The following is a 25,408-nucleotide window of genomic DNA, read 5'->3' as shown; positions in this document are numbered from 1 at the left end:
TGGACCATCAAGAATCAAGAATCGGTAAACTGAGAGTAATGAGATCTTTGCACAGCGTGAAATAGGGCGACAGGCCGGAGGTCTGGATTCACCCCTATGGGTGGTAGTCGAACCGTCCGGGAATGCACAGCAAGCGGGCCGGTGGCCCCCCTCCTGGGAGGTCACCGGCCCGCTTCCCGCAGCCTGGTCAGACGTGCGCGGCGTCCAGCTCGTCGGCGCCGAGCACGAAGCCCTCGTCCACCTGGGTTGCGAGATCGATGCCCAGCTTCGCGTTGCCCCAGCTCTCCGCGTTGCGCAGATGGAAGTGGACGGCCTGCCGGGTGTAGCGCCGGGGGTCGCGCGCGCCGTAGGCCTCGTCCGCCTGGTTCCTGAGCTGTTCCAGGACGGCGCGGTTGGCGGGCTCCAGCGTTCGCAGTGCCGGCTCGGCGCCCTGCTCGAGGCGGCGCACCCAATCGGAGTGGCCGAAGGTGGTCAGCAGATCCTCGCCCACCTCGCGCCGCAGGAAGGCCAGGTCGTCGGGGCCCTGGACCTTGTTGCCCACCACGCGGAGCGCCACGCCGAAGTCGCGGGCGTACTCCTTGTACTGCCGGTACACGGAGACGCCCTTGCGGGTCGGCTCGACCACCAGGAAGGTCAGGTCGAAGCGGGTGAAGAGGCCGGAGGCAAAGGAGTCGGAGCCGGCCGTCATGTCGGTCACCACGTACTCCTCCCGGCCGTCGACCAGATGGTTCAACAGCAGCTCGACCGCGCCGACCTTGGAGTGGTAGCAGGCGACGCCCAGGTCGTCCTCGGTGAAGGCGCCGGTGGCCAGCAGGCGTACGGACCCCTCGTCGAGCGCGATCGGCCGGGCGCAGGCGGCGTACACCGGGTTCTCCTCGACGATCCGCAGCAGGCGTGATCCACGGCCGGGCGGGGTGGTCTTGATCATCTCCTCGGCGGACCTGATCAGCGGGTTGCTGCCGCGCAGGTACTCCTTGATCTGCGGGAGGTGGGCGCCGAGGGAAGGCAGTGCCGCGGCCTGATCATCGGTCAGTCCAAGGGCTGGGCCCAGGTGTTGGTTGATATCGGCGTCGACGGCGATGACGGGGCATCCGGCGGCGGCCAGATGGCGGATGAACAGGGCGGACAGCGTGGTCTTGCCGCTGCCGCCCTTGCCGACGAAGGCGATCTTCATCTGAGACTCCGGCTCTCGCTCCAGCGTCCAACTGCCGCTGGATTGTTGTTGGAAATCGTTATCGTCACCGATAGTGGCCATGCTATCGGTGGTTTGGGGTGTCGCATGTGCGGGAACCGTGGATTGCCTCTAAAGGGTGATGTCGGGGTTGCTGTGTGGGTCATGCCGGGGGAGTCATTACTCTCGGGTAGGTGAGCACTGGAACAGATCCCCTCGCCCCGCTGGCCGAGCTGCCCGGCGTGCCCGAGGCCGTCGCAGAGGTACGCAGGGCCGTCGACCGGCTGTACGGGCACCGCGTGATGCGCCGCCGCGCCGCCGAGGTGACCTCGGAGGCGGCCCTACGCGGGGCCAGGGCCTCCGCCGCCCTGGACGGGGCCGACTGGCCGCTGGAGGAGGTGCGACGGCGCAGTGACTTCGGGGCCGATGCCGAGGCCCGCACGGTGGGCGGCGCGCTGCGGATCTCGGCCGAGGCCGGCCAGCTGCTCAGCGTCTGGCGGCACTCGCCGCTGCAGGTGCTGGCCCGGCTGCACCTGCTGGCGGTCGGCGACGCGGCCGAATCGGCCGGTCGGCCGCGGCACGGGAGCGAGGACGCCGAAGCGCTCTTCCCGCTCGAGCTGAAGGCCGCCGAGGGCATGGCCGCCGCCGGTGGCGCGGAGGCGACGGCGCTCCCGCCCGCGCCGCCGGCCGACGAGGCCGCCGCGCGGCTGGACCAGCTCGCCCAGCTGCTGGCATCCCGGACGGAGGGTGGCGCGACCGGCACTCCGGCCCTGGTGGTGGCTGCCGTGGTGCACGGTGAGCTGCTGGCGCTGCGCCCGTTCGGCTCCCACAACGGTGTGATCGCGCGGGCCGCCCAGCGCATCGTCCTGATCGCGGAGGGGCTCGACCCGAAGGCGATCTGCCCGGCCGAGGTCGGGCTGGCGGAGCTGGGTACGGCCGCGTACCGCGTCGCGCTGCAGGGCTATCTCAGTGGCACGGCGGACGGCATGGCGGCCTGGATCTCGCACTGCGGCCAGGCACTTCGGCTCGGGGTCCGGGAGAGCACCGCGGTCTGCGAGGCCATGCAGCGGGGCATGGTCTGACCGCGCGGGTCACTCCCGCGCGCTGCGGCGGCGGAAGCCGGTCGGGTCGGGCACGTGGACACGACGGCTCGGTGGACGCGATGGGCCGACAGGCAGGTTGCGCCGACCGGCAGTCGACCGGCAGGCGACAGGTACGCCGACCGGCAGTCGGCGGACAGAGAGATGCGGCGACGCCTGATCATGCTGGGCGCCGCCGCTGGTACAGGTACCGGGTTACCAAGCATGCACCGGAAGTGCCCATCAGGTGGGGATCCTGCCCGTTCACCTGGTGCGGCGGCCCGACAGCGGGTCGGCTGCATGTGGGTGCTCAGTTATCTGTACGCGGTCCGTGGGGCCTGAACTGCGTTGTCGGTTTGACCTCTTCGGGTCCTGACCGGGTCTCGCGGGCCGTAACTCATTTCTATCGCGATTTGACGTAAAGCGGAACCCGAAACGAGAAGTCTTTACCTTTTGTCCGTTTCGGCCATGTTTAAGCGAGAGGCGCGAGGGTTCCCAGGGGCCCCAGAGGCCTGCGTCGCTTGGCGGCGTACCAGAGGACCCCGGCGGTCAGCAGGGCGGTGCCGACCGCGACGGTGAGGACCACGGAGCGGCTGGGGGCGGAGAACTCCGGTAGCCGGCGGTGGAGTTCCACCGGACGGTCGAAGACCAGCACCGGCCACTCGCGAGCCACCGCCTCCTTGCGCAGTGCGCGGTCCGGGTTGACCGCCGACGGGTGGCCGACCGCCTCGAGCAGCGGCAGATCGGTCGCGGAGTCGCTGTAGGCATAGCAGTTGGCGAGGTCGTAGCCCTCGGTCGCGGCCAGCTCCCGGATCGCGGCCGCCTTGTTCTCCGCATAGGCGTAGTACTCGATCTCGCCGGTGTAGCGGCCGTCCTCGATCTTCAGCCGGGTCGCGATGACATGGTCCGCGCCGAGCAGTTCGCCGATGGGCTCCACCACTTCGGAACCGGAGCTGCTGACGATCACCACGTCGCGGCCGGCCGCGTGGTGCTGCTCGATCAGCGATGCGGCCTCGTCGTAGATGATCGGGTCGATCAGGCCGTGGAGGGTCTCGGCGACGATGTCGCGGACCTGCTGGACGTTCCAGCCCCGGGTGAGCGCGGAGAGGTACTCGCGCATCTTCTCCATCTGGTCGTGGTCCGCGCCGCCGACCAGGAAGACGAACTGCGCGTACGCGCTCTTCAGTACGGCCCGACGGTTGATCAGGCCGCCCTGGTAGAAGGGGCGGCTGAACGCAAGCGCGCTCGACTTGGCGATGATCGTCTTGTCGAGGTCGAAAAAGGCGGCGGTGCGCGCTGCTCCGTACGGGTTGCGAGGGGCGCCGACGGGCGTCGGCTCGGTGTCGTCCGGCGCGGAACCGCGTGCGGAGTTCCGGCCGTGGTCGGCGATGTCGGCGTTCTCGGTGGTGTCCACGGGAAGAGAGGATAGAGGGCCGGGCAAAACACCCCGCCATTCGGCGTACTCGTGGGCGCGCGGGTTTGTGTTTCTGGGCTGTCGGGTACACCATGGAAGTCACGGATCGTTCGCGACCGTGCTAACCCGGTCCGGCTCCTCCCCCCCGAGTCGGGCCGTGGATAGACGACCCCCGCTCTCCCCCCCGGCGGGGGTCGTCGCACGTCCAGGGCCATTTTCCGGGCCTTCTGGGCCTTGGGGTGGGGCTCGCCGCCAGAACTTGACAAGGTCGGCGCCTTCGCACCGAGCCGCGGCTGATCGGGACTGATCCATCACTCTCCGTGTTCGATGACCGAGTGTGGCGGATGGCCGGACGGGCCCTCGGAGTGGATCTCCCGTTGTGCCACGGGTAGTGATCCCGTTCTTCTCGACAGTGCTGTCGGCGTCAATTCTTTGACCATTAGCCCCCCGCGCGAGTGAACAAAGTTATCCACAGCCCCGAGTTGTCCACAGGGAATCGGAAGGGGGCTGACGGATTCCGCCGCCGCCCTCACCTTGGTGTCCGGGCAGTCGCCTCTCTTCCGGGAGAGCCGCGGCTGACGCCGTGCCAGCAGGCGCGGGCCGAGCAGGCGGGCCCGGCGTCTGGACAGCGCCTCACCGGGGGAGACAGCCATGTCGACACCGACCACCGATCGCCAGCCTGCCGACCAGGCGGCCCCGTCGGGCCCGCTCATCGTGACCGAGGACGCGGCACTCGCCGAGCACCTCCTGCGGCTCTGCGCCGCCGCCGGTACCGACCCTCAGCTGCTCTGCGGTGCCCCGCCGCCGCAGGGGCTGTGGGAGAGCGCTCCGCTCGTACTGGTCGGGGACGACCTGGCCGAGCGCTGCGCGGGCCTGAGCCGCCGGGCAGGCGTGCTGCTGCTGGGCCTCGACCTCGATGACTGCGAGGTCTGGGTCAGGGCCGTCCAACTCGGCGCCGAGCACGTGCTCTTCCTGCCGGACGCCCAGGCGTGGCTGCTGGACCGGATCGCGGACGCGGCCGAGGGGGTCGGCCCGCCGGCGTTGACGGTGGCCGTGCTCGGCGGCCGTGGCGGGGCCGGGGCGTCGACCCTGGCCTGCGCCCTCGCGGTCACCGCAGCCCGCTCCGGCCACCGGACCATGCTCATCGACGCGGATCCGCTGGGCGGCGGGCTGGACGTGCTGCTCGGCGGCGAGAGCGCCGCAGGCCTGCGCTGGCCGGATCTGGCCGGCTCCCGGGGCCGGGTCAGTGGCGCCGAGCTCGCCAAGGCGCTGCCGGTGCTGCACCACCTGACCGCACTCTCCTGGGATCGGGGCAACACGCTCGCCGTGCCGCCCGAAGCCATGCGGAGCGTGCTGGCGGCCGCCCGCAGACGAGGCGGCCTGGTCGTCCTCGACCTTCCCCGACATCTCGACGCAGCCGCCGGACAGGCCCTCGAACAGGCCGATACCGGGTTGCTGGTGGTGCCCGCCGAGCTGCGCGCGATGGCGGCGGCCGACCGCGTCGCCGCCGCGGCCCGGATGCGGCTATCGGACCTACGGGCGGTGGTCCGGGTGCCGGGCCCGGCCGGTCTGGCGGGCGCGGAGATCGCCCGAGGGCTGCGCCTGCGGCTGGCCGGAGAGCTGCCGCAGGAGCCCGGGCTGACCATCGACGTCGAACGCGGATCACCGCCCGGCATCCGGGAGAGGGGCCCGCTCGCGCGCTTCTGCAGCAGTTTTCTGGACGAGGCCATGCCGCCGGTGCCGGCGGTGGAAGGAGGTGTGCTGTGACGGACCGTCTGCGCAGACCGGCCCGAGCGGGCGAGGCCACGAGTACCGCCGGGCCGCACCGCCGGCCCCTGGGGTCGCGACGGCCTGGTGCCCGCCCCGGGGCGGGCCGGGTGCCACAGGGCCCGCTCACCGCGGACGAGGCGGCTCGTGACCGGGTGGCGGAGGAGCGGGCCGCGGCGCTGATCGACGCCGTGCGGCTTCGCCTCGCCGAGGCGGGCGCCGCGCCCACCACCGGTTCCCTGGCGGCCGCGCTCAGGGCCGCCAGGCCGCCGCTCGGCGGCGACGACGTCCTCGACGCGGTACGCGCGCTCCGCTCCGAGCTGGTCGGGGCCGGTCCGCTGGACCGCCTGCTCGGCGAGCCGGATGTGACGGACGTCCTGGTCAACGGTCCTGACGAGGTGTGGGTCGACCGTGGGGGCGGGCTGCAGCGAGCGCCGGACATCCGCTTCCCGGACGCCAACGCGGTACGGCATCTTGCGCACCGTCTCGCCACGGCGGCCGGCCGACGGCTGGACGACGCCAGGCCCTGGGTGGACGCCAGACTCCCGGACGGTACCCGCCTGCACGCCGTGCTTCCGCCGATCGTCGCCGGATGCACCCACATCTCGCTGCGGACCTGTCGATCGAGGCCGTTCACCCTCGACGAGCTCGTGGCGGGCGGCGCCCTGCCTCCCGTCGGAGCCGAGCTGCTCGCGGGCGTGCTGCGGGCCAGGCTGTCCCTGTTGATCAGCGGGGGCACCGGCACCGGGAAGACCACTTTGCTCGCAGCGCTGCTCGGGCTGGTCGGGCCGGGCGAGCGGATCGTCCTGGCCGAGGATTCGGCCGAGCTCCGGCCCGACCATCCGCACGTGGTGCGGCTGCAGAGCCGACCGCCGAACCAGGAGGGGCTGGGCGAGCTCACCCTTCGGGACCTGGTCCGGCAGGCGCTGCGGATGCGGCCCGACCGACTGGTCGTCGGGGAGGTCCGGGGCGCGGAGGTGGTCGACCTGCTGTCCGCGCTCAACACGGGCCACGAGGGCGGCTGTGGGACGGTCCACGCCAACACCGCCGCGGACGTCCCGGCGCGCCTGGAGGCCTTGGGCTCGCTTGCCGGGCTGGACCGGCTCTCGCTGCACAGCCAGCTGCGGGCAGCGCTGGACGTGGTCGTGCACCTCGTCCGCGACGCGGGGACGGGGCTGCGCCGGGTGGCCGAACTCCACCTGCTCGCCGGTGATGAGAGGGGACTCGCGGTGACCGTCCCCGCGATGACCTTCACCGCCGCCGGCGGCTGTGTGCCCGGCCCTGGCTGGGGCCGGCTGCGGCAGCGCTGCGCGGTCCGGGGGATCGACCTGCCCGGCGGACTGCGATGAGCGGGCGGCAGGCGGAGGCGCTCTGGGCCTTGCTGCTCTGCGGGGTGGCCGCGGCGGCCTGGCGGCTTCTGCAGTCGGCGACGAAGGGCCTGCCATGAGCCGAACCGAACCGGCCGCGATGGCTACTGAAGGCGTTGTGAAGGCGAGAGGGGACAGCGGTGACGTGGCATCAGATGCCGTTGGCGTTGGCGGTCGGCCTCAGTGGGGCCATGGCGGGACTCTGGCGGAGGCGCGGGCGGAGATCGCGGGCGGACCGGCGTACCCGAGCGCTCTTCGCCGAGTCCGCCGGCCGAGGGGCCGGTACCCGGCTGCGCATTTGGCTCGCGGGGCTCCGGGCGGCACGGCCGTTCTGGCTGGTACCAGAACTGCTGCTCCTGCCCCTCGGGTTGGCCCTCGCCCAGGCCAGTCGGTCGCCGGTGCCGCTGATCGTGGTGGCAACGGGCGTGGTGCCGGCGCGGCGGTGGCGGGACCGCCGTCGGCTGGCGGTCGAGGCCCGGCGTAGGGCCTCCGCAGTGATCGAACTCTGCGCAGGGCTGGCGGCAGAGCTGCGCAGCGGCGCCACCCCTGCGCAGGCCCTGTACACCCTGACCGCCCGGACCACCGTCCTCTGGAGTGGTCTCGGGGCCGAGCCGACCGCCCGGCTGGCGGCCGGCCGGTACGGCGGGGACATCCCCGCGGCTCTGCGGTCCGTCGCCGAACTCCCCGGCGGCCGTGGCGCCGCAGCCGTCGCCGCCTGCTGGGAGGTCACCGCCGGGAGCGGCACCGGGCTGGCTGCCGGGCTGGACCAACTGGCCGAGGCGCTGCGGGCCGAGCGCGCCCTGACCGAGGAGATCGCGGGCGAGCTGGCCGCTCCTCGGACGACCATCGCCGTCCTCGCCGCGCTGCCGCTGATCGGGCTGCTGCTCGGCGCGGCGCTCGGGGCGGAGCCCGTACATGTTCTGCTGCACACCCCGGCGGGGCTGGTCTGTCTGCTGGTGGGTGCGCTGCTGGAGGCGGCCGGCCTGGTGTGGACGGCGCGGATCGTACGGGCGGCGGAGGATGTGCCGGACGAGCGGCCGTTGAGCGCGACCGGAGGCGGGTGCGGGCTCTCACGGCTTCGGGTCGGCCGCGTGGAGCCGGCGTGGTGACCGCGGCACTGGTGTTGCCGGTCGTGGTGGTCGGGGCTGTGACGGAGGCGCTGGAGGCCGGTCGGCGACGAGCGGTCAGGCGCCGGATTAACCGCTGCGCGGTGTCCGGCGGTCGCCCGGAGCGGCGGCGAAGGAGGCGAGCGCCGGCCGCCAGGATGGTGGGCGCTGAGAGGCTGGGCCGACTGGCGGCGTCCGAGTGGTCGGTACCGGTCGTGGCCGGGCTCGGTGCGGCGGCGCTGGTCGGAGGCCCAGCGGGCCTGTTGGCCGGAGTGCTGTTGGGCGCCGCTGCGCGCAGGTGGCTGCCGCGGGTGCAGTCACCGGCCGCCCGGCGCGCCGCGCTGGAGCAGGAGCGGCTGACCCGCCAGCTGCCGCTGACGGCCGAACTACTCGCCGGCTGCCTCGGGTCCTGCTCATCGCCGGCCGTAGCGGCGGCGGCAGTGGCCGGGAGCGTGGGCTCGCCGATGAGTGAGCGGCTCGCCGGAGTGGCGGCCGAGTTGGCCCTGGGTGCGCCTCCGGAGGGCTGCTGGGAGCGGCTCGGCGCGGACTGTCCGCCCCTGGCCCCGCTGGCCCGCTGCCTCGTCCGGACCACCGTCAGCGGAGCCCCTCCGGCGGCCCCGCTCGCCGGGCTGGCACACGCCCAGCGGGCCACGGCGAGCCGGGCCGCCCATGCGCGGGTACGGCGGGCCGGAGTGCTCGCCACAGCTCCGCTCGGGATCTGCTTCCTGCCCGCGTTCATCCTGATCGGCGTCGTACCGGTGGTGATGGGGCTGACCACCCTCTTCGCCCCGCGCATCTGACCAGGCCACCTGAATCCTCGAATCCCTGAAGGAGATCCGCCATGACCGCTACCGCCGCGCCTGCTACCGCCATGACCCCTACCGCCGCGACCGCTACCGCCATGCGGGCCGGCGCCGGCCTCCGCCGGGTCCTCGCACTCTGTCGACGGCGGTCGAGCTGGCTCTCCGTCAGACTCACGCGACTGCGCGGAGATCGCAGCGACGCGGGGATGACGACGGCCGAGTACGCCGTCGGCACGGTGGCCGCCTGCGCCTTCGCCGCGATCCTCTACCGGGTGGTGACCGGCGGCACCGTCTCGGGTGCCTTGAGCGAACTCCTGGAACGGGCGCTCCATGCCGTCTGAGCGTCGCTACCGGTCCGACGGTGGGTTCGTGACGGCCGAGACCGCCGTGGCCCTGCCGGCGCTGGTACTCCTCGCCGCGATGCTGATCTGGGGCGTCGTCGCAGCGGCAGCCGAGATCCGGTGCGTGGACGCGGCCCGGGTCGGGGCTCGGGCCGCCGCCCGCGGCGATGCGGACGCGGCCGCCCTGGCTCAGGCGGCTGCCCCGGCCGGAGCAGCCGTGCAGGTGGCCCAGGACGGCGACACCGTACGGGTGACGGTGGAAGCGCCGTGCTCAGGGCCGGGGCGCCTCGGGGCGGTGCTGTCCCTCCGGTTGAGCGCCTCCGCGGTCGCGGCACGAGAGGACGTCATCGGCGAGGACGGGGGTGGTGGCTGATGGCCGCCTTGAGGCAGAGGACGTCCGCCGCCCCTCCCGACCAGGGTTCGGCAACGGTGTGGCTGGTGGCACTGGCCATGCTCGGCTGCGCGGTCTTCGCGGTGAGCCTTGCCGTCGGGTCGGTGGTGGCCGCCCGGCACCGTGCCGAGTCGGCCGCGGACCTGGCCGCGCTCGCCGCCGCCGACCACCTGCTGCTGGACCCCGACGGCGGCTGCGGGAGAGCGGCGCGGATCGCGGGCGAGCATCGGGCCTCGCTGGTCTCCTGCTCGGTGGACCAGGGCGCCGACGCGGTGGAGGTGGTGGTCGAGGTGCCGACGGGCGGTCTGCCGATCCCGGTGGGTCCGGCCAGGGCCCGATCCCGGGCCGGACCGGTCTGGGCCTGGGGTACCGACGAGCTGGAGGCCGCCCCCGTTCCGGTCCCTACCGTCCTGCTGGCCCTGCCACACCCGCCGGTCCCTACCGTCCTGCTGGCCCTGCCACACCCGCCGGTCCCTACCGTCCTGCCGGTCCCGCCACACCCGCCGGTCCCTACCGTCCTGCCGGCCCCGCCACACCCGCCGGTCCCGCCCATCCCCCCGCCTCAGGTCGCAGACCTGCCCGGGGCACCCGCCAACAGCACGTCCAGCAGCCGGACCGCCGCCGCCTTGTCCAGCGGATCGTTGCCGTTCCCGCACTTGGGTGACTGCACGCAGGAGGGGCACCCGCGCTCGCACTCGCATGCCGCGATGGCGTCCCGGGTCGCCGCCAGCCATTGCTCCGCCCGCTGGAAGCCCCGCTCGGCGAAGCCGGCGCCACCCGAGTGGCCGTCGTACACGAAGACGGTAGGCAGCATGGTGTCGGGATGGAGCGGCACCGAGACACCGCCGATGTCCCAGCGGTCGCAGGTGGCGAACAGCGGAAGTAGTCCGATCGAGGCGTGCTCCGCCGCATGGGCCGCTCCCGGCAGCTGGTCGAACGGGACCTCGGCATCGAGGAGTTGGTCCTCGGTGACGGTCCACCAGACGGCCCGGGTGCGGAGCGTCCGGGGTGGCAGGTCGAGCTTGGTCTCGCCGAGGATCTCGCCGGTGGAGATCCGCTTCCGCAGATACCCGACCACCTGGTTGACCACTTCCACCGAGCCGAAGCTGAGCCGGGCCTCACCCCAGTCGACGGTGGTGTCGGTGGAGAGCACCGAGATGGAGGTGATGTCCCGGGCGGACGTCGTGTAGGGCGGGTCGGCGGGCTCGACCAGCGCGACCGAGGTCTCCAGGTCCAGGTCCTGTACGAGGTACGTACGCCCCTGGTGCAGATGGACCGCGCCGGTGTGCACGGTGGTGTGTGCGGCGGCCGCGTCGACGGTGCCGAGCAGCCTTCCGGTCGGGCCCTCGACGATCTGGACCGGGTTGCCGCCGGCACCGCGCAGGTCCACCGCATCGGCGGCCCGCTCGCGCCGGGTCCAGTACCAGGAGCCGTCGGCGCGCCGCCGTAGCAGGCCGCGCTGCTCCAGAACCGGGAGCAACTGCCCGGTGGACGGCCCGAAGAGCTCCAGATCGCTGTCGGTGAGCGGGAGTTCGGCGGCGGCCGCGCACAGGTGCGGGGCCAGGACGTGCGGGTTGTCCGGGTCGAGCACGGTGGCCTCGACGGGAGTGGCGAACAGGGCCTCCGGGTGGTGCACCAGATAGGTGTCCAGCGGGTCGTCCCGGGCGATCAGTACCGCCAGCGCGCCCTGGGCCTCCCGTCCGGCCCGTCCGGCCTGCTGCCAGAGGGAGGCGCGGGTGCCCGGGTAGCCGGCCATCAGTACGGCGTCGAGACCCGACACGTCGACCCCGAGTTCGAGAGCGGAGGTGGAGGCGAGCCCGAGCAGGCGTCCCGAGTGCAGGTCGCGCTCGATCGACCGCCGCTCCTCCGCGAGGTAGCCGCCCCGGTACGCGGCGACCCGGGCTGCCAGCGGCGAGCCCAGCTGATCCTGGGCCTGCAGTGCGACCAGCTCCGCCGCCCGGCGGGAGCGGACGAAGACGACCGTCCGGGTGCCCGTCTCGACCAGCTCGGTGAGCAGGTATCCGGCCTCGGCCGTTGCGGTCCGGCGCACCGGGGCGCCGTGCTCGCCGACGTTCTCGGTGAGCGGTGGCTCCCAGAGGGCGAAGACCAGCGGGCCGCGCGGCGAGGCGTCCTCCGTCACGGCCACGGCCGGCAGCCCGGTGAGCCGCTGCGCGGTGGCCGCAGGGTCGGCGGTGGTGGCCGAGGCGAGCAGGAAGGTGGGCGTGGAGCCGTATCGGGCACAGAGCCGGCGCAGTCGGCGCAGCACCTGGGCGACGTGCGAGCCGAACACGCCGCGATAGCTGTGGCATTCGTCGATGACGACGTACTTGAGCGCCTTGAGGAAGGAGGCCCAGCGGGCATGGGCGGGGAGGATCCCCCGGTGCAGCATGTCCGGGTTGGTGAGCACGTACGAGGCGTACTGGCGGACCCACTCGCGTTCCTCGGGCGGCGTGTCGCCGTCGTAGAGGGCGGCGCGGACACGGCCGGGCACGAGTTCGGCGGCGCGGCGCCGCTGGTCGGCGGCCAGGGCCTTGGTCGGCGCCAGGTAGAGCGCGGTGGCGCCGCGCCCGTTCCGGGCCTCGGTTCCCTCCAGCAGTTCGCTGAGGACGGGCGCCAGATAGCCCAACGACTTGCCCGAGGCGGTACCTGTGGCAATCACCATGGTTTGGCCCGTCCTGGCCAGTTTCATGGCCTCGGCCTGGTGGGCCCACGGCTGCTCGACCCCGAGGGCCTGCGCGGATGCCACGACCTCCGGCCGGATGCCCGCCGGCCAGGGGGCGTAGCGGGCCTGACGGGCAGGCAGATGCTCCGTATGGGTGAGGCGATCGGATCGGCCCCGGCCGGCGGACAGAGCGGCGAGCAGGGCCTCGGGCGGGCGTTGGCGGGGCGGCATGAGGACCCAGTGTGTCACCGGAGGGACGGAGAATCGCTCCAAGCCATCGTGCGGGCATGGTCACAGGTGGTTGAATGAAGCCGTGACGGCCGCATGGCCGAGGGTCGCAACGCCGAGGCTCACCACGCCGTGGCGTGTCGTGCCCGGCCTGCGACCCAGCGGTGGCGGCCGCCCGGCCGAGGATCGCAATGACGTAGCAAGGCAAGGTGCTGGAGGTTCCGTGGACCTGTCCCTGTCGACCCGCACTGTCGGTGACCGTACGGTCGTCGAGGTTGGCGGCGAGATCGATGTGTACACCGCCCCCAAGCTGCGCGAGCAGCTGGTCGAGCTCGTCAACGACGGCAACTACCACCTGGTTGTCGACATGGAGGGCGTGGACTTCCTCGACTCGACCGGTCTGGGTGTCCTGGTGGGTGGCCTGAAGCGAGTCCGTGCACACGAGGGCTCCCTGCGCCTGGTGTGCAACCAGGAGCGCATTCTGAAGATTTTCCGGATCACCGGCCTCACCAAGGTCTTCCCTATCCACACCTCGGTGGAAGACGCCGTCGCGGCAACCGACTGATTCACCTTCAGCACGCCGATTCCCGGTACCGCGCGTAGGCACGTGGAGCGTACGCACGTGGACACGACGCAGGTACCACGACGTCGGCGTACCGGCGGGGCCGCCCGGCCCCGCCGGTCTGCGAGGGGCCGGCATCGCCCCAGCGCCTCCGCGAGGCGTGGGGGAGTAACCCCGGAGGGGGAGACATGGCAACCGTCGAACTTCGATTCAGCGCGCTGCCCGAGCACGTGCGCACCGCCCGGCTGGTGGCCGCGGCGGTGGCCAGACGCGCCGGGGTCGACGAGTCGGTGCTCGACGAGGTGCGGCTCGCGGTCGGCGAGGCCTGTTCGCGTGCGGTGGCCCTGCACCAGCGCGGCGGCCTGGACGGCGCAGTACGGGTCGCGCTGACCGATCAGGAGAAGCGTTTCCTCATCGAGGTCGAGGACGAGGTCGGCTCGGTGGGGCAGCCTGCGGCTGATTCCGGGGAAGGCGACGACGCCGACGAGGATGCCCTGGGCCTCGCGGTGATCACCGGCCTGGTGGAGGACCTGGAGGTCACCACCGGCGCAGGGGGCGGCGGCCTGATCCGCATGAGCTGGCCGGTGTCGACGGCTGCCGTGGGCGCCTGACGCCGCCGCGGTCCCGCTGTCACCATCCCGCCCGGTCGGCGAAATCCCGCCCGCTCGGCGAACACTGGTTGACAAAATGTTGAATATGGCGGTTCCCTGCTCTCGGCGCGACCGGTTCGATTCGATTCGGTTCGACTCGGTTCTGTTCGAGAGAAGGACACCCCCATGCGGATACGCATCCTGTGGCCGGCCGGTCAGACGACGGCCACGTTGAGCGCGACGCCCACCGCCGAGGCGCTCTGGGAGGTCCTGCCGGTCAGTTCGTCGGCCAGCACCTGGGGCGAGGAGGTCTACTTCGAGACCCCGGTGAGCGTTTCCCGGGAAGACGGTGCGCAGCAGGTCGTGGAGCCCGGCACGGTGGCCTTCTGGACGGACGGCGACAGCCTGGCCCTGCCCTTCGGCCCCACCCCGATCTCGCGCGGGGACGAGTGCCGGCTGGCCAGCCCGTGCAACATCCTCGGCGCGCTGGACGGTGACCCGCAGGTGCTGCGGACCGTCCGCAGCGGGGATGCCATCAGGGTCGAGCGGGCGTAGCTCACGGCGCCGGAGCCCGGTACGCGCCTGCGGGCCGGCCGGGCGGCCGTGTAGGTTCGCAGGTCGATGACCGCAATCGAAAGGGCTCCCCGGTGAAGAAGCGACTGCTGACCGTACCCGCGATGGGTGCGCTGCTGGCGTTCGGCGCCGTGGCGTGCGGCGGCGACAACACCGAGCAGCTCAGCAGCTGGGCGAAGAGGGTCTGCGAGGCCGCCCAGGCTCCGATCACACAGTCCCAGGCGGCGCTGGCCGACACCGGGAAGGTCCAGCAGGGCGAATCCCCGGCGGATCTCCAGAAGCGGCTCTCGACCGACCTCGGGGCGCTGGCCAAGACCAACCAGCAGCTCGCCGACGCGATCGACAAGGCGGGCGCGCCGAAGGTCGACAGCGGCGACCAGGTGCAGCAGGGCGCGGTGGGCGAGCTCAAGCAGGCGGCGCAGGGCTACCTGGACGTCCAGAAGAAGCTCAACGCGCTGCCCAACGGCGACCAGGCGAGGTTCGCGGACGGCCTGCGGAGCGTCGGTGACCAGGTGCAGCGCCTGGCCCAGCAGTCGACGGAGGCTCTGAACAAGATCCAGAGCGGCGATCTCGGCACGGCGATGGCCAAGCAGCCCGGCTGCAAGGCCGGGGCTGCAGCGCCCGCGGCCACCGGGACGTCGGCCGCCACGCCGGCGCCCGCGGAGACCGCGGGCGGTAGCGCGTCGCCGTCGGCCGCTGCCCCCGGCTCGTCGGCCCCGGCCCCGGCCGCCTCCTCCGGCGCGCCGTCCGCCAAGTCGTCCGGCTCGCGATCGGCCTCTCCCTCGGCCTCCCCGTCGAAGAGCTGAGACCCCGCCTCCGGAGGTGAGACCCCGCCTCCGGAGGTGAGATTCCGCCTCCGGAGGTGAGGTGCCGCGTCCGCGAGACAATGGCCGGGTGACCAGTAGCCCCGCTCTTGACCTCACCCACCTCGCGAAGCTCCGCGAGGCCCTGCTCGCCGCCTCCTACACCGCCGACGGATGCCTCGACCTGCTCGGGTCCACCGGCTACGCCGCGCTGGCCCGGAGCGAGGCGGTGCCCGCGCTGCGGGCCACCCGGGGCGGGAGCCCGTTGGAGACGCTGGTGCGGCTCTTCCTGCTGCAGCAGCCCGTCCCGTACACCGCAGCGGCTGCCGCTCTGCCGGTCGAGGACTGCCTGATGGACGGCTGGCTGAGCCAGGACGGAAGCCAGGTGCGGGCCACCGTGGACGTCCGCCCGTACGCCAACGAGGTCGCGGGCCTGCCCAGTGCGGATGCCTGGGTGGTGTCGGACCTCGGCTGTGCGGTCGGGGGTGCGGGCGGAATCGGCTCGGGAGAGACCGCGCAGGGCGTGGCCCGCAGGGAGCTGGTGCTGGGGGTCGGCGGTGCGTCCACCACGCTCGCCAACCTGGCCGTGCGCCGGCCTGTGCGGCAGGCGCTGGACCTCGGCTCCGGATCCGGCGTACAGGCGCTGCACGCCGCACGCCACGCGCAGCGGGTCACCGCCACGGACCTCAACCCGCGCGCCCTGCACTTCACCCGGCTGACCCTCGCCCTCTCGGGCTTCGAGAACACCGAGGTGGCCGAGGGCAGCCTCTTCGAGCCCGTGGCGGACCGGAAGTTCGACCTGATCGTCTCCAACCCGCCGTTCGTGATCTCGCCCGGCAGCCGCTTCACCTACCGCGACGGCGGGATGGCCGGTGACGACCTCTGCCGCAGCCTGGTCCGCGGCGCCGCCGCGCACCTGGAGCCGGGCGGCTACTGCCATCTGCTGGCCAACTGGCAGCACGTCAAGGGTGAGGACTGGCACGACCGGCTGGCGGGCTGGGTGGCCGGCACCGGACTGGACGCCTGGGTGGTGCAGCGCGAGGTCCAGGATGTCGCGCAGTACGCCGAGTTGTGGCTGCGTGACGGCGGGGACCACCGCAGCCCGGGCTCGGACTACCAGGCCCGCTACAACGACTGGCTGGACGCCTTCGAGGCGGCGGAGGTGGAGGGGATCGGCTTTGGCTGGATCACCCTGCGGGCCGGGGGCTCCGATCAGCCGACCGTACGGGTCGAGGAGTGGCCGCATCCCGTCGAGCAGCCGCTCGGCCCGCACATCGAGGACTGGTTCGCGCGGCAGGACTTCCTGCGGGCGCACGACGACGCGGCGCTGCTGGCCTCGCGCTATGTGCTCGCCGACGAGGTGGTGCAGGAACAGGTCGGGGCGCCGGGCGCCGAGGACCCCGAGCACGTGATTCTCCGTCACAACCGCGGAATGCGGCGGGCGACCAAGGTCGACACGGTCGGCGCGGGCTTCGTCGGGGTGTGCGACGGCACGCTCACCGCAGGGGAGATCGTCGACGCCATCGCCCAACTGCTGGGCGAGGACCGGGTCATGCTGCGTGACCGGGTGCCGGAGTCGCTGCGGATGCTCACCGAGCAGGGCTTTGTGAACCCGGTGCTGTGACGCTGGCCCCCGAGGCCCCCGAGGCCCCCGAGGCCCCCGAGGCCCCCGAGGCCCCCGAGGCCCCCGGCCGTGACCGGGAGCCTCGGGGCAGCAGGTTTACGGGTGGTACAGCTCCGAGATGTGGGTGATGTGCCCGACGGAGTCCACGGTGATGTCGTAGTTGCCGCCGAAGCAGCTGTACGGCTGGGCGACCTCGCGGTGCTGGGCACAGTCGTTGACGTGCTGGATCAACTGCGGGACGGAGACGGCGCGCTGGGAGACGGTGCTGTCGAGGGTGACCAGCTCGGCGGTGGCTCCGGCGGCGAGCTGGTAGGTGGCGGAGGCGCCGACCGGCTCGTAGTAGCCGTCGTTATCCACGTTCGGGCCGCAGACGAACTTCGTCGCGGTCGCGGTGAGTTGGGTCGAACCCGCTGCGCCGCTGACGACGTTGAGCACCTTGTGACCGGGGTGCTGGGCGGCGGCCGTACAGTCCCCGGAGGGTGCCTTCGAGGTGGAGGGCTTGGCGGTGACGGGGGGCTTCGGCTTGCCCGTGGTGGGCTTCGTGCCGGTGGGCGTGGTGCTCGCGGATGCCGAGACGGTGGCCGAGGGAGTGCCGGAGGCGGACGGACCCGCGCCCGTGTCCCCGTCCCCGTCGCACGCGGTGAGGGTGAGGGTGGCCGTGGCGAGCAGGGCCACGGTGGCGAGCAGTCGGCGAGCAGACATGGTGAAATCCCCCTGAGTTCGGTCCGGTTGGCGAGCGCCGGTGGGCACGCGCGGCGTCCGGCACAGGCCTACACGGCGGTACCGGAGCTCGGGGTTGCCGCTGTTGCACGGTTGTGACGGCTGGGCCCGATCAGGGTGTCGCCGGGGGCGCCGCCGGGGTGCCTTGCAGGTGCCGGCGTCCAGCGGCAGCCCCGACGGCATGCCCTGGGCTCAGGGGTGGAAGAGCTCCGAGATGTGGGTGATCTGCCCGGCGGAGTCCACGGTGATCTCGTAGTTGTTGCCGAAGCAGCTGAACGGCTCGGCGACGGCGCCCCGGTCGGTGCAGTCGTTGGCGTGCTCGATCAGTCGGCTGAACGGCACCGTCAGATTGGCGCCCACACCCCGGAGGGTGGCCAGATCGGCGGTGATCTCGGTGACGGCCGAGTACCGCACCGTCGGTCCGGTGGGCGTGTACGCGCCTCCGCTGGGTGTGTTCGGGCCGCAGCTGAACTTGGTGGCGCTGGCCATGAGTTGCTCGGCGGCCACATCGCCCGAGACGACGTGGATCACCTTGTGCCCGGGAAGGTCGGTCCGGGGGGTACAGCCCCCGCCGCCCGCCGGCGCAGAGCCGGACGCCGATGCCGGGACGGATGCCGCTGCCGAGGCCGATGTGGAAGGCGAGGCCGAGGCGGAGGCGGTCGACGCGGTGGGCGAGTCCGAGACCGTCACGGACGAGCTTGCCGTCGCGGCGCCCTTGGAACCGCACGCGGTCAGGGTGAGGGCGGTGGCGGCGAGCAGCGCGGCAGTGACCGGCAGTCGGCGAGCGGGCATGGTTGAGGTTCCCCCTGGAATCTGTGCAGTTGTGAGCGGCCGTTGTGCGGCACCCCGTCAGGTCTACCCGGGGGTGGCGTCGGCCGACAGCCCTCGTTGCCGAGCTGTGACACCGGCGGCGTCCTGGCAGGTCTGCGGCGTGGCTGTTCACCCGTCTGTCCCCCCGGCGTTCCCTACCGTACTTCGAACGTCAGTCCCGGGTTGTCCGCGGGCTGCAACGCTCCCGTCCACAAGGCTGTGGACAGGGCGAGGGCGGGGAGACGAACTGTGGAGACGCCGACGGCGATGGCAGCGGGGATCGTTCTCACCCTCTTCGGCAGCGCGCTGCTGCTCTGGTGCGCCGTCGAATTGCGCCTTCGCCACCACCTGCGCCGACACGGCGTGCCCGTCACCGCGCGGGTCGTCGCGGACGGCGACCCGTACGGAGAGCCCTACGGCGACACGTACGGCGAACTCGACACCGCCCCGCTGCTCGCCTACTCCGTCCTGCCCTCCGTCGGACGCCCGGCGGGCCGGGGCGAGGCCGAGGCCGGCCGCGGCGAGACGGTGCTCGCCCGCCCCCGCGGACACACCCCGCTGCGCCGCCCGGCCGGACTGGCGCCCGGGGCCGTGGTCCGGGTCGCGTACGACGCCCGGCGCCCGAGCCGCGTGGTGATCGCGGCGGGCGACACCACCCCGGCGCTGCCCAGCGACATCTTCTGGACACTGCTCGGTACCAGTGCGCTGGCCGGCGGCCTGAGCCTGCTGAGCGAGGTTCTCGCCGGCTGAGCCGGCCCTCGAGCCACCCCCGAGGCGCCCCCCGGGGCGGACGCGAGTACGCCCCGCACCCCGGCTCCCGCTGCGCGGGGGCACCCCGCAGCAGCTCAGAACCCGCCTCCCGGCCTGATTCACCGTCAGTAAATCGGCCTTTCGCCCATCGCCCCCGCCGCCCCGCGACGCGGCCGAATCCCGCCCCTGAGACACCCCGCCACCCCCTTCCGGCGGCGTGAATGCCCCCGGCTGCGCAGCGAAAAGGCACGGCATCGGGTTACCGTTCGAGTGGCGTCGGTCGGCCTAGCCGGTGAAAAAGCGGGATCCGTCCGTTTGACAAGGGTGGCCAGGGTACGGTCACACTCCGCTGGTGGGGCCGTCGCACAGCGGCAGCCCAGGACGGTGGCTGGTCGGGCGGAACCCCTCCCTCACCGGCCGCGCCGCAAACACGTAACGACCGGGAGAGAAGAGCGAAGGTGTCCCCGAGCAGCGAGACCGCGCACGGCAAGCGACTCGTCATTGTCGAGTCGCCGGCCAAGGCGAAGACGATCAAGGGCTACCTCGGCCCCGGCTACATCGTCGAGGCCAGCGTCGGGCACATCCGCGACCTGCCCGGCACGGCCGCCGAGGTCCCGGACCAGTACACCGGCGAGGTGCGCCGCCTCGGGGTCGACGTCGACCACGACTTCGCGCCGATCTACGTGGTCAACGCGGACAAGAAGGCCCAGGTCACCAAGCTCAAGTCGCTGCTCAAGGAGTCCGACGAGCTCTTCCTCGCCACCGATGAGGACCGCGAGGGCGAGGCCATCGCGTGGCACCTGCAGGAAGTGCTCAAGCCCAAGGTGCCGGTCAAGCGGATGGTCTTCCACGAGATCACCAAGGCCGCCATCCAGGAGGCCGTCGCCAACCCGCGCGAGCTCAACCAGCGCCTGGTCGACGCCCAGGAGACCCGCCGCATCCTCGACCGCCTCTACGGCTACGAGGTCTCGCCGGTCCTGTGGAAGAAGGTCATGCCGAAGCTCTCGGCAGGCCGCGTCCAGTCCGTCGCGACCCGGCTCGTGGTCGAGCGCGAGCGCGAGCGGATCGCCTTCCGCACCGCCTCGTACTGGGACCTGACCGGCACCTTCTCCACCGGCCGTACGCCTGCCGACGCCGCAAACCCGGAGAGCTTCGGCGCCCGCCTGGCCGCCGTCGACGGCAAGCGGATCGCCAGCGGCCGTGACTTCGGCCCGGACGGCAAGATCAAGACGGCCAACACCCTGCACCTGGACGAGCAGGCCGCCCGCGCGCTGGCCGCCGCCCTCGAGCAGACGGCTTTCAGCGTCCGCAGTGTCGAGTCCAAGCCCTACCGCCGCTCGCCGTACGCGCCGTTCCGCACCACCACGCTGCAGCAGGAGGCCAGCCGCAAGCTGGGCTTCGGCGCGAAGCGGACCATGCAGGTGGCCCAGAAGCTGTACGAGAACGGCTTCATCACCTATATGCGTACCGACTCGACTACGCTCTCGGACACCGCGATCGCGGCCGCCCGCGCCCAGGTCACCCAGCTGTACGGGGCCTCCTACCTGCCGGACGCGCCGCGCACCTACGCGTCCAAGGTCAAGAACGCCCAGGAGGCGCACGAGGCGATCCGCCCCTCCGGCGACCGTTTCCGCACGCCCGCCGAGACCGGGCTGCACGGTGACGAGTTCCGGCTCTACGAGCTGATCTGGATGCGCACCGTCGCCTCCCAGATGAAGGACGCCGTCGGGCAGTCCGTGACCGTCAAGGTCGGCGGGCGGGCCGCGACCGGCCAGGACGTGGAGTTCTCCGCGTCCGGCAAGATCATCACCTTCCACGGCTTCCTCAAGGCCTATGTCGAGGGCGCCGACGATCCGAACGCCGAGCTGGACGACCGCGAGCGCCGCCTGCCCCAGGTCACCGAGGGCGACCCGCTGGCCGCCGAGCAGCTGAACCCCGAGGGCCACTCCACCAAGCCGCCGGCCCGCTACACCGAGGCCTCGCTGGTCAAGGAGCTGGAGGACCGGGAGATCGGCCGCCCGTCGACGTACGCGTCGATCATCGACACGATCATCAACCGGAAGTACGTCTTCAAGAAGGGCACGGCGCTCGTCCCGTCCTTCCTCTCCTTCGCCGTCGTCAACCTGCTGGAGAAGCACTTCGGCCGACTGGTCGACTACGACTTCACCGCCAGGATGGAGGACGACCTCGACCGGATCGCCGCCGGTGAGGCGCAGTCCGTGCCGTGGCTGAAGCGCTTCTACTTCGGTGAGGTCGAGGGTGAGGGCGTCGCCACCGGCGGTGCCGCCGACGCGGGCAACGGCGACGGTGACCACCTCGGCGGCCTCAAGGAGCTGGTGACGGACCTCGGGGCGATCGACGCCCGCGAGATCAGCTCCTTCCCGCTCAACGAGGAGATCACCCTGCGGGTCGGCCGCTACGGCCCGTACGTCGAGAAGGCCTCGCCCGTCGAGGGCGAGCCCGGCCAGCGCGCCGACATCCCGGACGAGCTGCCGCCGGACGAGCTGACCGTCGAGCTGGCCGAGGAGCTGCTGGCCAAGCCCAGCGGCGACTTCGAGCTCGGCCACGACCCGGAGACCGGCAACATGCTGGTCGCCAAGGACGGCCGCTACGGCCCGTACGTCACCGAGATCCTGCCCGAGGGCACGCCGAAGACCGGCAAGAACGCGGTCAAGCCGCGCACCGCCTCCCTCTTCAAGACGATGTCCCTGGACACCGTCACGCTGCAGGACGCCCTCAAGCTGCTCTCGCTTCCCCGGGTGGTCGGCACCGACGCCGAGGGCGTGGAGATCACTGCGCAGAACGGCCGCTACGGCCCGTACCTCAAGAAGGGCACCGACTCGCGCTCGCTGACCAGCGAGGACCAGCTGTTCACGGTCACCCTCGACGAGGCCCTGGCCATCTACGCCCAGCCCAAGCAGCGCGGCCGGGCGGCGGCCGCCCCGCCGCTCAAGGAGCTGGGGAACGACCCGGTCAGCGAGCGCCCGGTGGTCGTCAAGGACGGCCGCTTCGGCCCGTACGTGACCGACGGCGAGACCAATGCGACGCTGCGCAAGGACGACGACGTCGAGACCATCACGCCGGAGCGCGGCTACGAGCTGCTCGCCGAGAAGCGGGCCCGCGGGCCGGTGAAGAAGGCGGCCAAGAAGGCCCCGGCGAAGAAGGCGACGGCCACCAAGGCCACGGCGGCCAAGAAGACGGCCGCGAAGAAGACCGCCGCCAAGAAGACGACGGCCACCGCCAAGAAGACGACCGCCAAGAAGGTGGCCGCCAAGAAGACGGCGGCGGCTCCCGACGAGAGCTGATCCTCCAGGTCACCGCGGGCCCGCGCCGACAGGTGCGGGCCCGCGGTGCGTCACAACCGTGTCATGACAGCGTTCCGGAGCCCCCTACCCCCCTTTTGTAGCAAGCCCCGACCGCTACCCTGACCGTATGACGAGCGAGGAGCAGCCCACCCCCACGAGCACCGGCGCACCAGATCTCCCCGAGGTCGCCCCGGCCGGGACTCCCGGCGAGCGGGCCCGCGCGCTGCTGCGGCTTCGCCCGTACCGGAGGCTGTGGACGGCGCAGCTGGTCGGCGGCACCGGGGACCGGCTCGGACTGCTGGTACTGCTCGCGCTGACCTGGGTAGCCGCCGTGGTCGGCGGTCAGTTCGGCCACGGCTACCGGGCGGAGGCCCTCGCGATCGCGGCCGTCTTCGCGGCCCGGCTGCTCGCGACCCTGATCTTCGGCGCGGCGCTGCTCGGCCCGGTGCACAACCTGGTCGGCACCAAGCTGGACCGCCGCTGGACGCTCGTCGGCGCCGACGTCTTCCGCGCCGTGCTGATCGGCATCGCGCCGTGGTGGCTCACCTGGGCCGACGACTCGGCCGTCTACCTGCTGCTCGGCACGGCCTTCCTGACCGGCGCCGCCGAGCGGGTCTGGACGGTCGCCAAGGGCGCCGCCGTCCCGGCCCTGCTGCCCGCCGCGAACCCCTACGCGCCGCCGTCCGAGCAGCGTCCGTCCGCCGCCAACCTCGACTCGGTGCGCACGCTGGACCTGCGGACCGGCTGGGCGACCATCCCGCTCGCGGCCGCCGTGCTGGTCGGGCTGACCCTCCTCAACAACATCTTCGCCGCGCTCGGCTCGCACTGGCTGCGGGCGAACCAGGTCACCTCGGCCGGTGTCGGCGCGGCCGTGCTGTTCACCGCGTCCGCCGTGCTGATCTTCCTGCAGGAGCTGCCCGCCGGGACGTCCGCCGTGCCGCGCTCGCCGCTGCAGGGCCTGCGAGCCCCCACGGACGCCACGCCCGGCCCGGCCATGAGCAAGGGCCGCACCGGCTCCGCCCCCTACTTCACATTCTCCGTGGCCGCCGCGTACGCCTCGATGGCCGGCGTCGCCGCGCTCGCGCTGCTGACCGCCGTCGACCACCGGGCCGGCCCGATCGGCTACGGCCTGCTGGTGCTCGCCGCCGCCGGTGCGCCGGCGCTCGGCGTCCGGCTGAGCCGGGTCACGCTGCCCGCGCTCTCGCGCCGCCGACTGCTCGCGCTCTCCCTGCTCACGGCGGGCGTGGCGCTGATCCTGGCCGGGCTGGTGCTGGACTTCGTCCTGGTGCTGCTGCTCACCGTGCTGGCCGGGCTGGCCGCCGGGGTCGTCATCGCCACCGGCCGTACGCTGCTCGCCCAGGAGGTCGAGGAGGCCCGGCTGCCGAGGGTGACCGAGCACCTGTACGCGGTGCTGAGGGCCGTGGTGGCGAGCGCGCTGATCGTCGTACCGCTGATCGCCGCCGCGTACGGCGAGGTCGAGTACGGGCAGGTCAAGCCCGGCAGCTTCACCTTCATCCACGGCGGGGCCGCGCTCGCCATCGCCACCGCCGGGCTGCTGACGCTGGTGCTGGCCGCCGTGGTGCTGCTCAAGACCGACGACCAGCGGGGCAGCGTCCCGCTCGGCCGTGAGCTGGTGCAGTCGCTGCGCGGGGCGGCCGCCATGCCCCCGCACCGCACCAGCGGCACCGGCTTCTTCATCGCCCTGGAGGGCGGCGACGGCGCCGGGAAGTCCACCCAGGCCAACGCACTGGCGGAGTGGATCCGCAGCAAGGGCCACGAGGTGGTGCTCACCCGCGAGCCCGGCGGCAGCCCGATCGGGCAGCGGCTGCGCGCGCTCGTCCTGGACGTCGGCAACACCGGTCTCTCGCACCGCGCCGAGGCGCTGATCTACGCGGCCGACCGGGCCGAGCACGTGGAGAACGTGATCCGTCCCGCGCTGGAGCGCGGCGCGGTGGTGATCACCGACCGGTACATGGACTCCTCGATCGCCTACCAGGGCGCGGGCCGCGACCTGGCCGCCACCGAGGTGGCGCGTATCTCACGCTGGGCCACCGGCGGTCTGGTGCCCGACCTGACGGTCGTGCTGGACGTCGACCCGAACGCGGCGCGCGAACGCTTCACCGAGGCGCTGGACCGGCTCGAGTCCGAGCCGACCGAGTTCCACTCCCGGGTCCGGGCCGGCTTCCTCGCCCTGGCCGCCGCCGACCCGGCGCGCTACCTGGTGGTGGACGGCGGCCAGCAGCCCGCCTTCGTGACCACCGCGATCCGCCACCGGCTCGACCGCGAGCTGCCGCTCTCCGGCCAGGAGAAGGCCGCGCAGGTCGAGCAGGAGCGCCTCGCCCGCGAGGAGGCCGCCCGGCGGGCCGCCGAGGAGGCCCGGCAGAAGGCCGAGGCCGAGGCGGCCGAGCGCAAGCGGCTCGAACTGCTGGAGCAGCTCCGCGCCGAGCAGGCCGAGAAGGACCGGCTGGCCAAGCTGGAGGCCGAGCGGGCCGCCGCCGAGGCGGCGCGCAAGGCGGCCGAGGAGGCCAGGCTCAAGGCGGAGGCCGAGGCGAAGAAGCGTGCCGAGGAGGAGGCCGTCCGGCGGGCTGAGGAGGAGGCGCGGCGCAAGGCCGAGGCGGCCGAGCAGGAGCGGCTGGCGGCCGAGGCCGCGGCGCAGGCCGAGTTCCAGCGGCAGCGCGACCTCCAGCGCGCCGAGCAGCGCCGACGGGCCGAGGAGGCTCTGCAGCGGGCGGAGGAGGCCCGGCTGAAGGCGGAGGCCGAGGCGGCGGAGGCCGCCGCTGCTGCCACTGCGGCTGCTGATGCTGCCGAGAGCAACACGACGACCATGGAGCTGCCGCAGGTCGCCGACACCGAGGACGCGACGCAGGAGATCTCCGAGCGCGACCGGCAGGCTGCCGTGCGGGCGGCCGAGGCGGCGAAGGCCGCTCCGGCCGACGAGACGGCCGTGCTGCCCAAGGTCCCTGCGGCCGACGAGACGGCCGTGCTGCCCAAGGTCCCCGCCGCCGACGAGACGGCGGTGCTGCCCCGGGTCGAGGACGCCGCGGTGAAGCCCGCCGAGGTCACTCGCGAGCTGCCGGTCGTGGAGCCGCGACAGCGTCCTTCCTGGGCGGAGGAGACGCCGATGGACGACCTCCCGAGCCTGACCGACACGCTGCTCGGCTCCCGCGAGGAGTGGGCCCAGTGGCAGCAGGAGGAGCCGGGCACCCCGGACGACCCGCGCGGCAAGGGTCGCAAGCGCCGGGGTGGACGCGACTAGGCCCTGTCCGACAACAGTTCGGATCCGTGACGTATCGGGCTTGTGCGGACAACCCGGGCGACGGACGGGCATCGCGCTCTGAGAGA

20 protein-coding genes and 1 pseudogene are annotated in these 25,408 nt (G+C 72.8%); 16 read left to right on the top strand and 5 right to left on the bottom strand.

Annotation, left to right across the window (positions count from 1 at the left end):
- Nucleotides 1-187: 187 nt before the first annotated feature.
- On the bottom strand, nucleotides 188-1,174 hold the full coding sequence (locus tag FB465_RS15840; RefSeq protein WP_145791316.1) for an ATP-binding protein: 987 nt from the start codon (nucleotides 1,172-1,174) through the stop codon (nucleotides 188-190).
- 191 nt (nucleotides 1,175-1,365) lie between these two features.
- Here FB465_RS15840 and FB465_RS15835 point away from each other — a divergent pair, with 191 nt between their 5' ends.
- The gene (locus FB465_RS15835) at nucleotides 1,366-2,253 is read left to right on the top strand and encodes a Fic family protein (protein ID WP_145791314.1); all 888 of its coding nucleotides are present in this window, start codon (nucleotides 1,366-1,368) and stop codon (nucleotides 2,251-2,253) included.
- A gap of 469 nt (nucleotides 2,254-2,722) precedes the next feature.
- Here the strand turns inward: FB465_RS15835 and FB465_RS15830 are convergent, their stop codons facing one another.
- Nucleotides 2,723-3,664 carry an HAD family hydrolase gene (locus FB465_RS15830; protein ID WP_281292341.1) on the bottom strand — a complete coding sequence of 314 codons (942 nt, stop codon included), beginning with the start codon at nucleotides 3,662-3,664 and terminating at the stop codon, nucleotides 2,723-2,725.
- Between the two features lie 651 nt (nucleotides 3,665-4,315).
- Between FB465_RS15830 and ssd the strand changes: the two genes are divergently transcribed.
- From ssd to FB465_RS36955, 7 genes and pseudogenes are all read left to right on the top strand, one after another.
- Nucleotides 4,316-5,431, top strand: a complete 1,116-nt coding sequence (gene ssd, locus FB465_RS15825; protein ID WP_145791312.1) for a septum site-determining protein Ssd — start codon at nucleotides 4,316-4,318, stop codon at nucleotides 5,429-5,431.
- Nucleotides 5,432-5,541: 110 nt separating this feature from the next.
- Nucleotides 5,542-6,780: a TadA family conjugal transfer-associated ATPase gene (locus FB465_RS15820; protein WP_211785977.1), complete on the top strand. Its 1,239-nt coding sequence runs from the start codon at nucleotides 5,542-5,544 to the stop codon at nucleotides 6,778-6,780.
- Between the two features lie 158 nt (nucleotides 6,781-6,938).
- A complete protein-coding gene (locus FB465_RS15815) occupies nucleotides 6,939-7,907 on the top strand; it encodes a type II secretion system F family protein (RefSeq protein ID WP_145791311.1) in 969 nt (322 codons plus the stop codon).
- Nucleotides 7,908-8,065: 158 nt separating this feature from the next.
- Complete coding sequence (locus tag FB465_RS15810) at nucleotides 8,066-8,704, top strand: type II secretion system F family protein (RefSeq protein WP_170290598.1); 639 nt, start codon at nucleotides 8,066-8,068, stop codon at nucleotides 8,702-8,704.
- A gap of 41 nt (nucleotides 8,705-8,745) precedes the next feature.
- Nucleotides 8,746-9,048: a DUF4244 domain-containing protein gene (locus tag FB465_RS15805; RefSeq protein WP_425461180.1), complete on the top strand. Its 303-nt coding sequence runs from the start codon at nucleotides 8,746-8,748 to the stop codon at nucleotides 9,046-9,048.
- Between the two features lie 28 nt (nucleotides 9,049-9,076).
- Nucleotides 9,077-9,421: a TadE family type IV pilus minor pilin gene (locus tag FB465_RS15800; protein ID WP_342791806.1), complete on the top strand. Its 345-nt coding sequence runs from the start codon at nucleotides 9,077-9,079 to the stop codon at nucleotides 9,419-9,421.
- Nucleotides 9,421-9,732, top strand: a pseudogene (locus FB465_RS36955) (Rv3654c family TadE-like protein); the annotation flags it as partial. The gene FB465_RS15800 and the pseudogene FB465_RS36955, both read left to right, overlap by 1 nt.
- Before the next feature lie 269 nt (nucleotides 9,733-10,001).
- On the opposite strand, the gene FB465_RS15790 reads toward FB465_RS36955, so the two are convergent.
- Entirely contained in the window at nucleotides 10,002-12,332 is a 2,331-nt protein-coding gene (locus tag FB465_RS15790) for a DEAD/DEAH box helicase (RefSeq protein WP_145791304.1), read from the bottom strand.
- Between the two features lie 220 nt (nucleotides 12,333-12,552).
- Between FB465_RS15790 and bldG the strand changes: the two genes are divergently transcribed.
- From bldG to FB465_RS15765, 5 genes are all read left to right on the top strand, one after another.
- Complete coding sequence (bldG, locus tag FB465_RS15785; protein WP_144382955.1) at nucleotides 12,553-12,894, top strand: anti-sigma factor antagonist BldG; 342 nt, start codon at nucleotides 12,553-12,555, stop codon at nucleotides 12,892-12,894.
- A gap of 185 nt (nucleotides 12,895-13,079) precedes the next feature.
- Nucleotides 13,080-13,502, top strand: coding sequence for an ATP-binding protein (locus tag FB465_RS15780; protein ID WP_145791302.1), 423 nt, complete (start codon nucleotides 13,080-13,082; stop codon nucleotides 13,500-13,502).
- A 165-nt stretch (nucleotides 13,503-13,667) separates the two neighbouring features.
- Nucleotides 13,668-14,036, top strand: a complete 369-nt coding sequence (locus FB465_RS15775; protein WP_145791300.1) for a cyclophilin-like fold protein — start codon at nucleotides 13,668-13,670, stop codon at nucleotides 14,034-14,036.
- A gap of 92 nt (nucleotides 14,037-14,128) precedes the next feature.
- Nucleotides 14,129-14,860 carry a hypothetical protein gene (locus tag FB465_RS15770; protein ID WP_145791298.1) on the top strand — a complete coding sequence of 244 codons (732 nt, stop codon included), beginning with the start codon at nucleotides 14,129-14,131 and terminating at the stop codon, nucleotides 14,858-14,860.
- Between the two features lie 88 nt (nucleotides 14,861-14,948).
- Nucleotides 14,949-16,481 (top strand): DUF7059 domain-containing protein, encoded by a 1,533-nt coding sequence (locus FB465_RS15765; protein WP_145791296.1) that lies wholly within the window; start codon nucleotides 14,949-14,951, stop codon nucleotides 16,479-16,481.
- A gap of 96 nt (nucleotides 16,482-16,577) precedes the next feature.
- Here FB465_RS15765 and FB465_RS15760 read toward each other — a convergent pair whose 3' ends face one another.
- Nucleotides 16,578-17,183 (bottom strand): hypothetical protein, encoded by a 606-nt coding sequence (locus FB465_RS15760; RefSeq protein ID WP_145791294.1) that lies wholly within the window; start codon nucleotides 17,181-17,183, stop codon nucleotides 16,578-16,580.
- Between the two features lie 210 nt (nucleotides 17,184-17,393).
- The gene (locus FB465_RS15755; RefSeq protein ID WP_145791292.1) at nucleotides 17,394-17,993 is read right to left on the bottom strand and encodes a hypothetical protein; all 600 of its coding nucleotides are present in this window, start codon (nucleotides 17,991-17,993) and stop codon (nucleotides 17,394-17,396) included.
- A gap of 267 nt (nucleotides 17,994-18,260) precedes the next feature.
- Here FB465_RS15755 and FB465_RS15750 point away from each other — a divergent pair, with 267 nt between their 5' ends.
- From FB465_RS15750 to tmk, 3 genes are all read left to right on the top strand, one after another.
- The gene (locus FB465_RS15750; RefSeq protein ID WP_145791290.1) at nucleotides 18,261-18,761 is read left to right on the top strand and encodes a DUF3592 domain-containing protein; all 501 of its coding nucleotides are present in this window, start codon (nucleotides 18,261-18,263) and stop codon (nucleotides 18,759-18,761) included.
- Between the two features lie 458 nt (nucleotides 18,762-19,219).
- Nucleotides 19,220-22,066 (top strand): type I DNA topoisomerase, encoded by a 2,847-nt coding sequence (topA, locus tag FB465_RS15745; RefSeq protein WP_145791288.1) that lies wholly within the window; start codon nucleotides 19,220-19,222, stop codon nucleotides 22,064-22,066.
- 127 nt (nucleotides 22,067-22,193) lie between these two features.
- Complete coding sequence (gene tmk / locus FB465_RS15740) at nucleotides 22,194-25,322, top strand: dTMP kinase (RefSeq protein ID WP_145791287.1); 3,129 nt, start codon at nucleotides 22,194-22,196, stop codon at nucleotides 25,320-25,322.
- Nucleotides 25,323-25,408 lie beyond the last annotated feature (86 nt).

It is taken from the genome of Kitasatospora atroaurantiaca (genome assembly GCF_007828955.1).
Taxonomy (GTDB): Bacteria; Actinomycetota; Actinomycetes; order Streptomycetales; family Streptomycetaceae; genus Kitasatospora; species Kitasatospora atroaurantiaca.
The sequence above is the reverse complement of the archived record's forward strand: the minus strand, read 5'-3'. Positions and strand labels throughout refer to the sequence as shown.

Coding starts and splice junctions, on each gene's coding strand:
- FB465_RS15840 (WP_145791316.1), bottom strand. CDS start 1,174: ATGAAGATCGCCTTCGTCGGCAAGGGCGGCAGCGGCAAGACCACGCTG.
- ssd (WP_145791312.1), top strand. CDS start 4,316: ATGTCGACACCGACCACCGATCGCCAGCCTGCCGACCAGGCGGCCCCG.
- FB465_RS15805 (WP_425461180.1), top strand. CDS start 8,746: ATGACCGCTACCGCCGCGCCTGCTACCGCCATGACCCCTACCGCCGCG.
- FB465_RS15790 (WP_145791304.1), bottom strand. CDS start 12,332: ATGCCGCCCCGCCAACGCCCGCCCGAGGCCCTGCTCGCCGCTCTGTCC.
- FB465_RS15780 (WP_145791302.1), top strand. CDS start 13,080: ATGGCAACCGTCGAACTTCGATTCAGCGCGCTGCCCGAGCACGTGCGC.
- FB465_RS15775 (WP_145791300.1), top strand. CDS start 13,668: ATGCGGATACGCATCCTGTGGCCGGCCGGTCAGACGACGGCCACGTTG.
- FB465_RS15760 (WP_145791294.1), bottom strand. CDS start 17,183: ATGTCTGCTCGCCGACTGCTCGCCACCGTGGCCCTGCTCGCCACGGCC.
- FB465_RS15755 (WP_145791292.1), bottom strand. CDS start 17,993: ATGCCCGCTCGCCGACTGCCGGTCACTGCCGCGCTGCTCGCCGCCACC.
- tmk (WP_145791287.1), top strand. CDS start 22,194: ATGACGAGCGAGGAGCAGCCCACCCCCACGAGCACCGGCGCACCAGAT.